The organism is Paenibacillus sp. NPDC093718 (genome assembly GCF_050279985.1).
Lineage (GTDB): Bacteria > Bacillota > Bacilli > Paenibacillales > Paenibacillaceae > Paenibacillus_AQ.
On the sequence record NZ_JBNNUS010000004.1, the window covers coordinates 24,735 to 40,391 of the forward strand.

Annotated in this window: 11 protein-coding genes; 2 read left to right on the forward strand and 9 right to left on the reverse strand. The window is 36.5% G+C overall.

The window, feature by feature from the left end:
- Positions 1 to 13 precede the first annotated feature (13 nt).
- Genes ACQKPA_RS13105 through ACQKPA_RS13140 form a run of 8 tightly spaced genes read right to left on the reverse strand, consistent with a single transcriptional unit; the run spans position 14 to position 10,773 of the window.
- Positions 14 to 757 (reverse strand): sugar phosphate nucleotidyltransferase, encoded by a 744-nt coding sequence (locus ACQKPA_RS13105; RefSeq protein WP_427492838.1) that lies wholly within the window; start codon positions 755 to 757, stop codon positions 14 to 16.
- Positions 754 to 1,131 (reverse strand): DUF2304 domain-containing protein, encoded by a 378-nt coding sequence (locus tag ACQKPA_RS13110; protein ID WP_427492841.1) that lies wholly within the window; start codon positions 1,129 to 1,131, stop codon positions 754 to 756. Before ACQKPA_RS13110 ends, ACQKPA_RS13105 begins: the two co-directional genes overlap by 4 nt.
- A 10-nt stretch (positions 1,132 to 1,141) precedes the next feature.
- Complete coding sequence (locus ACQKPA_RS13115) at positions 1,142 to 1,852, reverse strand: glycosyltransferase family 2 protein (protein WP_427492843.1); 711 nt, start codon at positions 1,850 to 1,852, stop codon at positions 1,142 to 1,144.
- Positions 1,849 to 4,305, reverse strand: coding sequence for a DUF7657 domain-containing protein (locus ACQKPA_RS13120; RefSeq protein WP_427492844.1), 2,457 nt, complete (start codon positions 4,303 to 4,305; stop codon positions 1,849 to 1,851). Before ACQKPA_RS13120 ends, ACQKPA_RS13115 begins: the two co-directional genes overlap by 4 nt.
- Positions 4,306 to 4,329: 24 nt before the next feature.
- Positions 4,330 to 6,588, reverse strand: coding sequence for a glycosyltransferase family 2 protein (locus ACQKPA_RS13125; RefSeq protein WP_427492846.1), 2,259 nt, complete (start codon positions 6,586 to 6,588; stop codon positions 4,330 to 4,332).
- Positions 6,589 to 6,618: 30 nt separating this feature from the next.
- Complete coding sequence (locus ACQKPA_RS13130) at positions 6,619 to 8,169, reverse strand: class I SAM-dependent methyltransferase (protein WP_427492848.1); 1,551 nt, start codon at positions 8,167 to 8,169, stop codon at positions 6,619 to 6,621.
- Entirely contained in the window at positions 8,166 to 9,383 is a 1,218-nt protein-coding gene (locus ACQKPA_RS13135) for an ABC transporter ATP-binding protein (protein WP_427492850.1), read from the reverse strand. The genes ACQKPA_RS13130 and ACQKPA_RS13135 overlap by 4 nt, the downstream gene beginning before the upstream one ends.
- 22 nt (positions 9,384 to 9,405) lie before the next feature.
- Positions 9,406 to 10,773, reverse strand: coding sequence for an ABC transporter permease (locus ACQKPA_RS13140; protein WP_427492852.1), 1,368 nt, complete (start codon positions 10,771 to 10,773; stop codon positions 9,406 to 9,408).
- Between the two features lie 112 nt (positions 10,774 to 10,885).
- Between ACQKPA_RS13140 and ACQKPA_RS13145 the strand changes: the two genes are divergently transcribed.
- A complete protein-coding gene (locus ACQKPA_RS13145) occupies positions 10,886 to 13,345 on the forward strand; it encodes an O-antigen ligase family protein (RefSeq protein ID WP_427492854.1) in 2,460 nt (819 codons plus the stop codon).
- Between the two features lie 72 nt (positions 13,346 to 13,417).
- On the opposite strand, the gene galU is transcribed toward ACQKPA_RS13145, so the two are convergent.
- Entirely contained in the window at positions 13,418 to 14,290 is an 873-nt protein-coding gene (galU, locus tag ACQKPA_RS13150) for a UTP--glucose-1-phosphate uridylyltransferase GalU (protein ID WP_427492856.1), read from the reverse strand.
- A 298-nt stretch (positions 14,291 to 14,588) separates the two neighbouring features.
- Here galU and ACQKPA_RS13155 point away from each other — a divergent pair, with 298 nt between their 5' ends.
- Positions 14,589 to 15,635 (forward strand): acyltransferase family protein, encoded by a 1,047-nt coding sequence (locus ACQKPA_RS13155; RefSeq protein ID WP_427492858.1) that lies wholly within the window; start codon positions 14,589 to 14,591, stop codon positions 15,633 to 15,635.
- Positions 15,636 to 15,657: the final 22 nt, after the last annotated feature.

Sequence of the window (15,657 nt, forward strand, 5' to 3'; positions counted from 1 at the left end):
CAACCATGTTGAGTTAACTTTTAAATTTTCCGAACGATTCATCGAAGACCACATCTTTTGCTAATTCATTCGCCCTTGTTAAGGATTGATGAGTTCCTGCATCCGTCCACCAACCACTCATTATATCATACGCAAGCTCACCTGCATTTATATAAGCGTTATTGACGTCAGTAATTTCAAGTTCACCTCGTGTTGAAGGCTTTAATGTTTTTACAATATCAAATACTTGACTATCATACATATAGACCCCAGTAACAGCATAATTACTCTTGGGCTTTTCTGGTTTTTCTTCTATTGCAATAATCTTATCTCCTTCCAGGTCTGGAACGCCGTATCTTTGTGGATCATGTACCTCTTGTATCAATATTCTTGCACCAGTATTTTGATCTCTAAATTTTCTAACATAAGAATTAATGGAGTCGGAGAAAACATTATCTCCAAGTATTACAACCATTTTATCGCCATTAACAAATTGCTCGGCTAAACCTAATGCCTGAGCAATTCCCCCTGCTTCATCCTGCACTTTATAAGTAAATGTTACACCGAATTCTCTTCCACTTCCTAGTAGATTTACAACATCGCCCATGTGGTCTTTACCAGTTATTATTAAAATGTCTGTTATGTCGCATTCTTTTAATTTAGCTATATTATGGAATATCATAGGATACTTACCAACTGGTAACAAATGTTTATTTGTTACTTTTGTTAAAGGAAAAAGTCTTGAACCTGTACCGCCTGCTAATATTATACCTTTCATTTATGAGTGCCTCCTTGTGGCAATTTCTTTTTCAGTTCATTTATTTCATGTTTTAATAACCCCAACTCTTGTGATAAGGATTGAATCTTGTTGACTGATTTAGATAGTGTCAGAGTTAATGAAAATATTATAGTATATAACGAAAATATAGCTAGCAAAAACAATGCATTAACTGCTAGCTCAATGCCCATTGCTTCTGAAATAATAACAAATGATTTAGGGAAAATTGATAGTACTGTTACAAAAGTAATCAAAACCAGCCATAACATAGAATACCTTAATTCAAGTTTGTATTTACGAATGAGATTTAACAAAATAATCAAACACAATATCGAGCCAAGAACCAATAAAAATTGCAATCTATACGATATCATTAGGTTACCTCTATATAACTTGCTTTCTCATTTTATCAATTAATATAGCCAATGAAACTTTTGTCATATAATATATCGATCGTACGGAGGTTATAGAAGATTTACCCCCAACTCTTTCTTTCATATGCACTGGTACCTCTTTTATACGATAACCTTTTCTTTTTAAATACATTATCGACTCCGGTTCAGGGTAGTCCACAGGGTACCTTTTCGAAAAAAGTTCTACTGTCCTTTTGTTGCACGCTCTAAAACCAGAGGTTGGATCCGTTATTTCTTGTTTAGTTAGAACCTTTATTAATTTCGAAAAATAACTTATCCCTATTCTTCTTATTAATGTTGATTGAAATCCCAGCTTATTTATGTATCTTGAACCGATTACCATATCAGCCTCATTATTCAAAATTGGGTCTAGTAGCTCAACAATAAAAGTGGGGTCATGTTGCCCGTCCCCATCCACTTGAATAGCGATATCATATTTATTCTTATTTGCATACTTGTACCCTGTTTGTACGGCACCTCCTATTCCAAGGTTACAAGGTAAATTGATTACGTTTAGATTAAGCTCATTACAAACCGCTAAAGTATTATCTGTCGAACAATCATCGATTATCAGTACGTCAACTTTATAAGAATATTTAATACTAGATATAGCATCAATTAAAGATCTTATATTCTGCTCCTCGTTATAGGCCGGTATTATTAATAAAATTGTTGGATTCATCTGTTCCCCTCCTCTAACTTATAAATATATAAATTACTTGTAGAATCATAAAATATCTCCTTTACATAATCTTCCTGTTCTAAAGCAGAAGGGGACAGAATGTAATCGACATCTGCATTTAATAAGTCATTAAAATTAAGATTCACTCTAATAACGTCCGGATTTAACAAATCAAAAGATGCTTGATTCTCCATTGTCAAATGTACTATAACATGAGCATAGCGATTATAAACCTCTTCATAGGAATTAGTTTGATCAAGCGATCTCCACATAGGTAGATCAGGGTAAAAATGCACACTATTAAATGTCTTAGATCCTAACGAAACTAGATATTGACCATTTACAAGACTATCAACAGCCACCCACTTGTTACCAGGCTCTTTATTAATTTTCTGGATTTCGTTAGCGATTTCCTTATTAAAAATAGCATCAGTACCTTTTGCAATAGGGTTCACTGTGAAACCAGAAATTACTATTAAAATAAATACACTAGTGATAAGTGATTTTTTCATACCTTTAAGAATGAACACATTGATCAACAAAAATGCAATAACAGTAATTATCAAAAAACCATTTAAATAATCTCTAATGCCTGTGTTATAAATTGAATAACCGTATATACAAGCTATTAAAGAACAAATTAGTGCTACTTGAAAGTTTTTGAATGGTTTCATTTTAACTATTAGATTGGTAAACCATATCGTAAGATATAGTGCTGTTAGTCCGAATACAAATTGAGCAAGCCTTCCTTCATTAACAAACGAAAATAGTGTTATTTTCCCTACAATTTCAGGGTAGGGTATGAACAACCATGATAATTGAAATATAAAGAAAGTAAATATAGGAACAATAATTTTTTTGTTCTCAACTTGACCTATCTTTTTGTTAACAAAAATCATTACTAAGCCCAACATCATTGCAGGAAAAAAATTAATAAAACTGCTAATCTCACTTTGATTTGAAAAGTCAATATTCTTGTAAGGTAGGAGCCAACTTAGTAAATACATTTGGAGATCTCTAAATGAATAACCTCCTCCCGAATTCACTACCTCACCAGGGTAGACGGTACCCAACAATAGTTTGAGATCAGCTTTTGAATTAATAACGAATGTCATAATAGCTGCAACCACAAATAGTACACAAACCAGCAATGACCATGCTTCCTTTTTGGTAAAAGATTCAACTATTTTCCTGAAGCCAGCGTTATAAACTAATCCAACAACAAATACAGCTGTTAAAAATCCCATAGGGACTTGGATGGCTGGATAAATTGTAAAAACAAACCCTAGGAAACTTAATGCAGTTGCGAATATATACCCTATCCTTGCCATCTCTTTTTTTGATTTGATAAAGTAATTTATAGCAACAATGATGGCTTGGGAATATACTATTAATTCTACGAATGTTGTTGAAAACCACCATTGAGTAGGAGGAGAGAACGCTATCCACATCGCTCCCAATAAAGATAATGCCTTGTTATCCCTTGTTAGGATCATGCATATCTCAAAAGAAAGTAAAACTAATAATATTAATTTAGAAAACCAAAACCATGAAAGGCCATAATCCGTTCCAAATAGAAGGTACCCCCACAGAAAAGGTTTACCTACAGTTTCAATGGTAAAGGTAGGTGCATTTGCTAGCACCATATTTTGTCCATCAGACCTTATATTATCATTCTTGTACTTGAATAATTCCGCGCTTTTAGCCTGGGAAAATAAATATGGCGTTTGAACAAGCCACTCATCACTACGTATCCCTCTCTCTACACCAATTAGGTTAGTACTCCTTTCTTCTCCTCGTACATAAGTATCCCACATTCCTATTGATGATCCATGTATCTTAAATAGCACCAATAACATAAAAATTATAGTTGCAATTAGATAACGATATTTAACCACAATATCAATCTTTTTTATAACGGTATAAATCACAAAAATAAAAAGGGACAGTAAAAGAGATGTTAGAAACCATTTTGAAATATTAAAATTAAAATCTGGTTTCGGATTGATCGTAATCTGGTTAATGGTGAACTCAACATCTTTTCTATTCACGAAATCTATCCTTAAACTATCGACCTCGTCATTCAAGGCAAACATATATTGACTAGCGGAATTAATTACCTCGCTTTTAAATGACCTCTCCTCAGCGTAAGCAGCAGAATTATTACCGGTATAGAAGAGTTGAATAACATCTCCCGAAATAGAATTATTATAAGTAATATCAAGACTAACTCGATTCACCTTTTTGTTAATATTCCGGAACTCAATCCATGAGTCATCTGTACTTGAAACAAGCCATCCCCGGTTTCCTTTTATTTCCTTTAATATAGCATTATCAATAGATATCTCTTCTTGATCATCATCATGCTTTATATAATCAAAGTTATAATATATCGCTTGGGCCCCAGTAAGTAACAAAAAAAGTGATAAAAACCAAATGTATATTTTGCGCACTCGCACACCGCCAAATTAAGTTAATTAGATTTTCAAATTATATGATTTATCACTTTCTAAAGAAAGATTGGGATTATAGAATGGATCATTACTAATGACAGAAGACCATTTGGTTTCCATATATTTTATTTCGCTAGAGAAACGTTCGATTTTTTCTAGTGTGTCCTCCATTCCTCTTGTCTTTGATTCATGATGATATAAGGATACATTATTTAGAATAACATTATAGTAGCCCTTATCCAGTAGTTTTAAACAAAAATCGACATCATTGAACGCTACTGAAAGTTCCTCTTCTAAACCGCCGACTTCGAAGAATAAATCCTTTTTAACCATGAGACATGCAGCGGTAACCACTGAGCAATTTCTATTAACAAGTAACATTCCGAAATATCCTGGATCATACTCACTACAAGTTCTAAAGGCATGACCCGCTATACCACCAATTCCCATTACTACGCCAGAATGTTGAATTGTTTTATCAGGATAAAATAGTTTAGCACCAACTGCCCCAGTATTCTTTCTTTGAGCATACCCAACCATTTCTTCAAGCCAGTCCGGGCTTATAACTTCAATATCATTATTCAGTAAAAGCAAAAACTCACCATTAGATTCATGTGCTGCAACATTATTCAATTTTGAGTAATTAAAAGGAATATCAAGCTCAATAACCTTAAATCTCTCATTGAAGATAGCTTTCCATTTATTAAATACTGAGAACGTATGAGCATTTCTACTTCCATTATCCACAACAATAATTTCATAGTTCTTATATTTCGTTACTCTTTGAATGGAATCAATACAGGTATCCAGTATTCCTGCCATATCTTTAGTTGGAATTATTATCGATACTAGTGGATCTTCTTGCACTTTATAGTGAACTCGATACATATTGGAATACCCGTCTAATTCCTCAACGCTTCCCTTTATCCCCCTTCTTTTTAGTGCATCGTTAAGGGCCTTAAGTCCAGCATAATGTGTGTAATTTTTCGCAATTGCCCCGGATGCAGTCGATTCAGGAATAGATCTCCAATGATATAGAATTTTTGGTATATGTATAACTTTATCTGTCCTTTCTGTAAATCTTAGCACTAAGTCATAATCTTGGCTCCCTTCATAGCCCTTCCTGAAGCCACCAATTTCACTGATAATTTGCTTCCTGTATACACCAAGATGACATGTATACATATGTGAAAGTATGAGATCTGGAGACCAATCTGGCTTAAAGTAAGGCGAATGCCTCTCACCGTTAACCCCAATTTTATCTTCATCGCTATATATCATATCTGCATCTGGATGTTCATTCAGATAACGAATAACTTCATACAATGCATTCGGAGCTAATTCATCATCATGGTCCAGTAATGCAATGAACTCTCCATTCGCCATATCCAGCGCTGAATTAGAGCATTCGGAAATATGGCCATTAACCCCCCTAAAATGAACTCTGATTCTTTCATCTTTTTCCATATATTCGGTTAATACTCTCTTTATATGTGGTTTCGTGGATGCATCATCCGAAATGCACAACTCCCAATCCCCATATATTTGATTTATGACTGAGTCTATACATTTTCGAAGCCATATTTCATCGACGTTGTAAACAGGTAATATCACAGAGATAAGAGGTTTGTAATTCAATTGTTCTATAACTGAACTTGCTTCTCGATAATAATTTTTATCTATAGAGTTATATATCAACCAACTCTCATAACTGTTAACTGATTCATTCATATGATTTTGTACTACCCTTATTTTATGTTTAAGTCCTTTAAAGCCATGATATTTATAAGTGCTAAATATCTTATAAACTAAGGACTTAACCGAATTAAAACTAAACCCTCTTTGAAATAGAAGGTGTCTTACCATGTTAGAAATCATATGAATCTCTGTTGTTTTTTTTATTTGAATATCTTTTAGTTCAAATTCAAGTTCATTCTCTCCCGGATCTATACGCAATTGCTTAGCTTCCCTAGGTATAAAAATTTGTGTTTTATAAAAAGACTCCCCCGGAGAAATGGGAATCATCTTCATCGTTCTCTCTTCAGAAAACCCTTCACCATTATCCCAATATATTTTTATTGGTATCGGCTCCGTACAATTTGATTTCCAAGTAATAATGTTCCATCCATAATAATATCTTCCACTAAGCAAAAACGAAGGGTCTACTCCGGTAGATCTCCACTGATCCCGAACACGTTCTACGTCCGATAAAGGAACAAGCTTCAGAGATGACTTTTTCCCTAAAATTCCTAATAATCTATTTGCAATATTATTAATTTTCAAAATTCTCCCCCATTGCTGTTTATAAAAAAATCACTTTTTGAAAATCTTCTTGATATTCCGTATAGCATTCCAGGCCCTTGAACTATAAATGGCCTCTAGTTCAGACTCAAGACAATACACTCTAGAACGTAATTCTTCAACTTCTTTTTCTCTTAATTCAAGTAAACTTATTGCATTATTTTTCTCTATTATTAATAGTTCAATATTAACTTTTATATTTTCAATTTCTGATATTAGAATATCGTTCTCTTTCTGTAGAGATTGATTTAATGAATCCATCTCCGATACTTTATTTTGCAAATTATTAGATGTTTCAGAAGCAACATCATTCATTTGTGTAATTTCCTGAATCACTCTTATTATCTTGTCAATTAATACCCTATATGAAACCTTTCTTATTTCAAACTGAATTCCCGTTAATTTTTCAAGGGGCATATTAATACCAATTTGAGGATCATCCTCATCAAATAAGTAGATATCCTCATAATTAAATATGAAGTTTCCTTCATAATGATTAGGAGATTTCTCTCCATTTTCTAGAATAAGTTTCATATTTTCTAATATAAAACAACCACTATAATCTGAAGGGTCTATCCTAATCCTATATACATTTTCTTCTATACCAGTAAAGTCCAGAGAAATATATTTTGTTGAGGATTCTCCGTAGAGAAATGTTCTACTACAATTTTCAGCAAAACCTTCACCATAATCAATAAATATCTGGATCTTATCTTCATTTATATTATTATTGATATTTGGTAAATGGTCATCATTGTTTACAATTGATGCTAGCCGAAAAAACAAATCTTCTAATCTATTAAATTCATTTAGATAATCGATTGGTATTTTAGATAAGTGATTCCTTTCCAAAGACATATTCACTTTGTTAACAACCACTATTTTCCTGTATGAGTTATCTGAATAATCATAACTAAATAAATACGTATTATAATATTTATCAATTTCTTCTCTCATAAAGCTCAGCTTTGGATTGGATGCCGCGAAAAAATGTATTGTCATTATTCTTTCCCACAAATCTACGCTACCATGGCTTAATACTTCAAAATTCATTTTTTTTTCTTCTAAGTATTCCGTTAATTGTTCTATCTTCGGCAATCCAAATTCTATGTGTTCGGCCAGCCAAATAAAATCCTCGTTAAAAAAACTCTTAAAAACACTATTAACCCTACTTTCCGCTTCAACAACATGTTTGCTGTGAAAAGGAGCCGTTAAGATAAACAAACTTGAACTAACACGATACAATTCATCAATAAACTTTTTTCTAAGTTCACCAGGGATATGCTCATAAACATCAAGTGCAACTATTATATCGAAATGATTGTCTGGAAAATCCATTTGAGTTGCATCACCAAGTATAAACTGAGGATCAGACAATAATCCGTCAGGCAACTTAATATCAAGATAAGTTATTTCATCTGTTGGTAAAAAAACTTCAAGATTTCTATGCTCATTAGCGCCAACTTCCAATATTCTCAATACACGACCTTCATTACGTAATGAGTCGACTATTTGTTTTACATTGTTATATCTTTGAAATTGATCAAATAAAATTGTTTTCATTCCGACACCTCCCATCTATGTTTCATATAAATTAATCCTTCTGATATATATTTGTTAGTCACAATAAAATCGGTAATGCTTTCCTTGTAGTCTAAACAAACAATTCCCTGATTATTAAATAATCCTACATCAATACAATAAGAACCGCTAAGTAAGGGCAATTCATTAATAATATATTTCATTTTATGTCTTCCAATAGAATTTGGAATATTCACATTTTCAAGATGCGTGTTTGGTCCGAATATATACTCTCGATCGGGAGTGTATATTGCAACACCAATTAATAAATCCGGAATATTCTCATACACTTCATACTGTACCTCAACTACCAGTTCATCAAATGTTTTAAATCTTTTTTGGTTAATTTCCACCTTAATAATAGAAGAGACTATATTCGTATTAACCGGCATAATAAAATCCTCAGGTAATGAATTAAGCTGAGACTCAGTATTATCTGAGTTCTTTATCTGTACTTCGTAGCCATATTTCATGTAATCTTCATATATATCAACTATTTCTGACGACTCGCCTTCAGCTTCTACTTTTCCATCTTTTAACCATACCGCCTTGTTACAAAATCGTTTAATTTGTTCTGTTGCATGAGAAACAAATAATATTGTAGTGCCGGCGTTTTTTAATTCTTTCATTTTATCTATACATTTTGTCTGGAAACGAGTATCACCAACAGCTAGAGCCTCATCTACTATTAATATATCGGGTTCAACGTTAATCGCTACTGCAAATGCCAATCTAGCAAACATACCACTGGAGTATATTTTTACTGGTTGCTCAATAAAATCGCCTATATCCGCAAATTCAATAATGCTTTCAATTTTTTTATCAATTTCTTCTCTTGAAAATCCCATCATAAGGCCATTGAGAAGTATATTTTCTCTCCCACTATACTCTGGGTTAAATCCAGCACCAAGTTCTAAAATAGCCGATACTTTACCCCTAATTTCCACACTCCCACTAGTAGGTGACAGCACACCTGTAATTATTTTCAACAAAGTAGATTTCCCAGATCCATTTTTCCCTAGAATACCTATTGCGTCTCCCCTTTTCACTTCCAAAGAGACTCCATTCAAAGCTTTAAAATCAGTATGATATTTATTTTTAATCAGAAGTATGGATTCTTTTAATCTATCTAATGGCTTTTCGTATAACTTATACGATTTAACCAATCGATCTATTTGAATAATATTATTATCCAATGTAAAACCACCTTTACGCTTCTTAAAGAACGTCAGAAAAATGCAACTTTAAACGACGTAAACATTTAAGTCCGATAACTGTTGTTAAAGTACAGAACAGCCAGAAATATAATGTTTGATAAGGATGCTGATAAAATAATATCTTATTTATAAAGGTATCCCTGTAACCCTCTACAACATAAAACATCGGATTCAATTTAAATATATTTATCCAAAAATCATTAACCATAGTATATGACCAACCTATGGGTGTAAACCAAAATCCCATCTGTAAAACTATCATAATGATTTGGTTTAAGTCTCGAAAAAACAAGACTAACGAAGAAGTTAACAATGATATTGAAAACACCAAGGCAATACTACAGATCATGTAGTAAATTAACTGAAAGTTATACCATATAGGTGGATGCCCATATATACCATATACTATAAAAATAACTATAACAAAAAAGAGGTGCACGAATAGAGCTGAACCTATTTTAACTAATGGAAGTAACTCAACTTTAAACACCACTTTCTTTACTAGATAGCTGTACTCGAAAAATACGTTTGTTGCACTTGATAGTCCATCAGAAAAGAAAAACCATGGAATGATTGCGACAAGGAACCACAGTATAAAAGGTACCTCTGCAACATTACCACTTCTTAAACCAACTTGAAAAACAAACCAATAGGTTGCGATTGTAAGCAAGGGTTGAATAAACCCCCAAGTTATCCCAAGATATGAAGAAGCATACTTGGTTTTGAAATCATTTCTAGCCAGATTATAAATTAAATTCCTACCCGCATATGCCTCTTTTATATAGCTAAGCACTTCTCTAGTAGAAGATATAATAAAAATAATTATAAAACTAACTATTAGAGTCAAAATTATATTTATTAACTCATCAATAATAGAACTTTTATTACTTGAAAGTTCAACAAATGTAGACACATCCATGGTGAAATACGGATCACTGTTTTTGACTTGAAATTCAAAATACCCATCAGATTTATCAATTAGTTCTAGGTTGTGCTTTTCAATTTTAATTCCACCAACTGGAATATTAACAATGCTATGATTAATTAAATTAAAATCTCTTAAAGACACTCTTCCTTTAGCATTACCCGTATCAATTCTTATTTCTTCTATTTCGGATGGTAAATGGTAGGTTAATTTCTCCCATTGTTGTGGTGTATTATATTGATGAGTAACAGAATTTTGTTCTGTCCATTTTTGTTCGTTAGTTTTATAAAACACTTGGTAATTATCGGATACTTTAGATTTAACAGAAAACTCTAATTCCAGTTCTTTATTTTGTGTCTCGGGATATAAGCCCAGAAAATTATACACTAGAAGAAAAGAAACAATCCCTGCACATAATAAAATAATTTTTTTTCTATACTTCACACTTAAAATCCCCTTTTGAAATAACCTCTGCGTGTATCTCAATATTCAATTCTGATTTTCTATTAAATATGCTAAAATATTGTCGTATCTACAAGAAAAGGAGCTAATTACGTTGTCGAATCCAGTATACGGTAAAAAAGCCGCTGAGTCGAGGATAGAAGGAAAGAGACCCGCTTTGTTCTGGGTGTTAATTTCAGGAATTATTTTATTTCTGTTTTGGACGCCTTTCCAAACCGCTCTGTTCAACGGACAAGAGTTACAATTTGAAAAACCGATTTTTTGGGCTGCTATACTAGCAACTCTACTATTATTTCTTTGGATCGCACAATTTTATAAAAGCATCCAACTCAAGGATGAAAGAGATTGGCTTGCTGTGGGTGTGCTTTTACTACCTCTAACTTACATACTCTCACTCATCAGCGCGGCTTCCCATAGTCTTGCCATGAATATGGTCGTCATAAATTGCATTTATGCCATTATGTTCATCATTGGGTTATACGTACTTCGTGACAAGTTAGGGAACCGAATCATTCAAAGTACAATTATGACTGTAGCATATCTTATTGTTGGTTTCGGTCTACTCCATTGGTTTGGCCAAGGTAAGACTGCGGGAGCTATTGCAAAATGGTTTTCTAACACGGTTTTAAACGGTACGTATACTCATGCGGTCATGACCGACTCTAATGGTCTTCGTCTGACTTCAGTATTTCAGTACGCGAATACTTATGCAGCTTTTCTAATGGCTTTCTTGTTCGCGGCAGTCTTTTTTGTTACAACATCTAGAAAATGGTATGGGCAAGCGTTTCATAGCTTCATGCTGGTGCCCATCATTGTATCGTTGCTCTTAACGTTATCTCGTGGTGGTTTGGTCATGCTGCCGGTTGTATTTGTTCTGCTGCTCCTATTCCTGAAGCCGGCTAAACAATTATTGTGGATTCTTTATTGTGGTATAGCGGGTGTCACTTCGCTGATCATTTCCAAACCGGTAACAGAGTTAGGGTTGAATCTGAATGAAACCTTCAACAGCGGCGACGCCCTTAAGGGTTGGGGAATTTTACTCGGTGCGTCCGCTATAGTAGGACTTCTTGGATGGGGCATTCAAAGTTTCATTGCTCCAAAACTGGAGAAAGCATTAAGCAATTGGTCCGCTAAAAAGGCCTCTAACATGTGGATTCCCATCGGTTCCTTAGTTTTGGGTGGCTTGCTGATCTTCCTATTCATCGGCACCAATCTCAAAAATGTATTGCCACAAAATATCAGCGTCCGGCTCGAAAACATTAACTTCAACCAACATAGTGTCCTTGAACGGTTCACATTCTACAAGGATGCCATGAAAGTTCTGGCTGACTACCCTATTATCGGTGCTGGCGGAGGCGCTTGGGCTTCACTGTATGAGCAGTATCAGAACAACCCCTATACAAGTACTCAGGCCCATAACTTCTTCCTTCAATACTTAATAGAGGTTGGTCTTATTGGCTTTCTAGTATTTATGTCATTCATTGTGTATATCTTCTATAAATACATCCGAGGGTACGTTCAAACTGATGATGAGGGACGCAACAGTCACTTCCTATATCTCATCTTGGTACTGTCAATATTAATTCACAGTATTTTGGACTTTAACATGAGTTATGTGTTCATGGGAATCCTTGTGTTCTTTGGACTCGGTGGCATGGCATCCGTAATGAACAGCAAACCAATTAAAAAATGGCATATACAAGATTCGACTGCAAGGAATTTCTACTCCGCTGTTGTAGGTCTTGCTTCTATCATTATACTGATTACTTCTATACGTTATGTCCAGGCTACTGAAGCAGGGTTGGAGGCTCGAAAAATTGTCCAGGTTAGTACATCGTTTGAAGAGATTAAAGCACCACTGGACAAAGATCTCAGCATTCGACCTAGCCACCCGGAATCCGTGCTTCTATTAAACTCATTGTATCAATCTCTTTACCAGCAAAGTCAGGATGAAGGCTTTTTTCAACTATCTACTAATCTCTTAAATCAAGCACTTGAAGATGAGCCTCATAACAAATCCATGCTGAACCAATTAGTAAAGAGTTATGAAATGAACAAACAGCCTGAACAAGCTTATGAAGTTCTTATCAATAATGCGTATAAGTTTAAATGGGATATCAATTGGTACGACCAGATAATAAATAAAGGGTATGACCTGGGAATGAAAGCCTTAGGGGAAGGGGACACTTCCGGAAAAGAAAAGTACTTTAATTCGGCAACATCAGCCTTTGTTAAAGTACAAGAAGGTATCAAGCATTTAGCTACATTACCTGAAGGCCAACTACAAGGTAACCCTTTCGAAAACACAGCCGACATGATCCTCCATACAGGAAAAATGCACTTCATGATGAATCAGCCGAAGCAAGCATCGGAAGTTCTTAAGCTCGGCATACAAGAAGATCTCTCGCAAGCAACCCAGCAGGAAATTGTACGTTGGTATCTGGCAGCATTGCAAAAACAAAACTTGAGTGATGATGCCCTTATGGGGAAACTAACCCAAGTTGATCCGAATGCGAAGGAAAGTGTTCAACAGCTTGCTAATCTTCAATTCTAATTAAAAAGGGGGCAGTTGTGGTAGAAATTCTCTACCCAACTGCCCCCTCTTTCTTATGTGTCAAAATTGCTTCTACCGAACTTTCGCCAAAACCCCACTTAAATACGCAATCAAATCCTCTTTCAAATCTTCCCGCTGCAATGCATAATGAATGCTGGTTTCAATAAATCCCAACTTCTCGCCGACATCATGGCGCATCCCGTCAAAATGATACGCATAGATGGGGCTCCGATGGGCTAAGGTGGAGAGCGCATCTGTTAGTTGAATCTCCCCGTTCTTCCCAACCTCCTGATTCTCCAGCAGGTCGAAGATTTCCGGCGGCAAAATATAGCGGCCCATGATGGCCAGGTTAGAAGGCGCCTCGGCACGGGACGGCTTCTCTACCAACCTTGACGTTTCATAGATTCGTTCTGATTTCTGAAGTCCATCTACGATCCCGTAACGGTCCACTTCGTCCCAGGATACCGGCTGAACGCCTACAATGGCAGATTGGTAGGTGTCGTAGACTTTCATCATCTGTTTTAGGCAAGGGACTTCCGACTCCACGATATCGTCGCCTAGCAGCACGGCAAACGGCTCGTCCCCAATGAATTTTCGTGCGCACCAGATGGCATGACCCAGCCCCTTAGGCTCCTTTTGCCGGATATAATGGATATCTGCCATGTTGGAGGGCTTGCGCACTTCTTCGAGGAGGTTCCATTTCCCTTTCTCAGCTAGGTTATGTTCCAGCTCAAATGAAGAATCAAAATGATCCTCAATCGCCCGCTTCCCTTTACCCGTCACAATAATAATGTCCTCAATACCGGAAGCGACCGCTTCCTCGATGATGTACTGAATGGTCGGCTTGTCCACAATGGGAAGCATCTCTTTCGGCATCGCTTTCGTGGCTGGCAGGAACCGCGTACCAAGTCCAGCGGCGGGTATGATCGCTTTACGAATGTTCATCTTATCTTCTCCATTCCCGTAAGTCTCCCATATTGATGATATTGTACCATGAGTCCGGCCAACCCATCGATTAAAATCGGTTTTTGTCAAAGGCAGGCAACTTATTGTCCGTGACTTTAGCCGCCTAGGCCGCGTTACCTTTCTCTTCACCTTATCGGTTTTGATGTGGCTTTTTCAAGGTGGAGCCGATAACTGGAAATGACAACTTCCAGTTTTATCCATGGAAATAGCCAAGACCCCTCCGATATACTAGTACGAAACTTCGATGGACCAAAAAGCCAAAGGAGCTGGTTACCTGATGAAAGAGAGAGACGCCTATTTCGATAACCTCAAATTCATACTGATCCTGTTGGTGGTTGTAGGGCATCTCATCGAGCCGTTTAACGACGAAACAGCGATGGGAACGATCTATCAGTTCATTTACTCGTTTCATATGCCGCTGTTTATTTTTGCGGCCGGTTATTTCGCCAAATGCATTCAATCCCCCAAACAATACGTCGGCCTGTTGTCGGGACTGGTCGTGCCGTATTTCATATTCGAGACGCTCTATACCCTGTTCGACCATTACATGAAAGGCTTGGATCGGCTCGATTTCACGTACTTTTACCCCAACTGGATCCTGTGGTTCCTGTTCAGCATGATGCTATGGAAAATGCTTCTGCCGTACCTGCTGATGCTCAAATACCCGCTCGTCGTCTGTTTCGCGATGTCCATCATGCTCGGGTACTCGATCGATGTCGACTATTACGCGAGCATTTCGCGCACGCTGTACTTCCTGCCCTTTTTTCTCATCGGATATGTTTTCAAAAGGGAATGGCTGGATGCCATCAAGGCCCGACCATTTCAACTGCTATCGATCATCCTGCTCTCCGCCGGATTTGTCTTGCTGTACGTCATATCGCCGATCCTGCCAACTAACTGGTTCTACGGAGCGATGCCTTACCTGGAGTTCGGCTTGGACTCGTGGTATGCAGGCTTCTACCGTATGATCACCTACGCCTTCATCGTCATCATGGGACTGTGCGTCCTCTCGCTCATTCCGGAGTCGGATACGCCCTTCACCGACAGGGGGGTCAATACCATGTACGTCTTTTTGCTTCACGGGTTCATCGTCAAAACGATGCAGCATCTGAGCTGGTTCGAAACGTTCCGGTCCACGGGAGGCAAGCTGCTGCTGATCCTGTTCGGCGCCCTTTTGACCTGGCTGCTATCCTCCTCCTGGATCAAACGCAGCTTCGGTTGGATCGTCGAGCCGAACGTCGGGTTTCTATTCCATTATCGATCCAAGCACCGCCATGAACGAGCTGAAACGAAGCGTTCCGACGCAAAAAGGAGTGATGCCTAACTTGGCATCACTCCCTCCTATT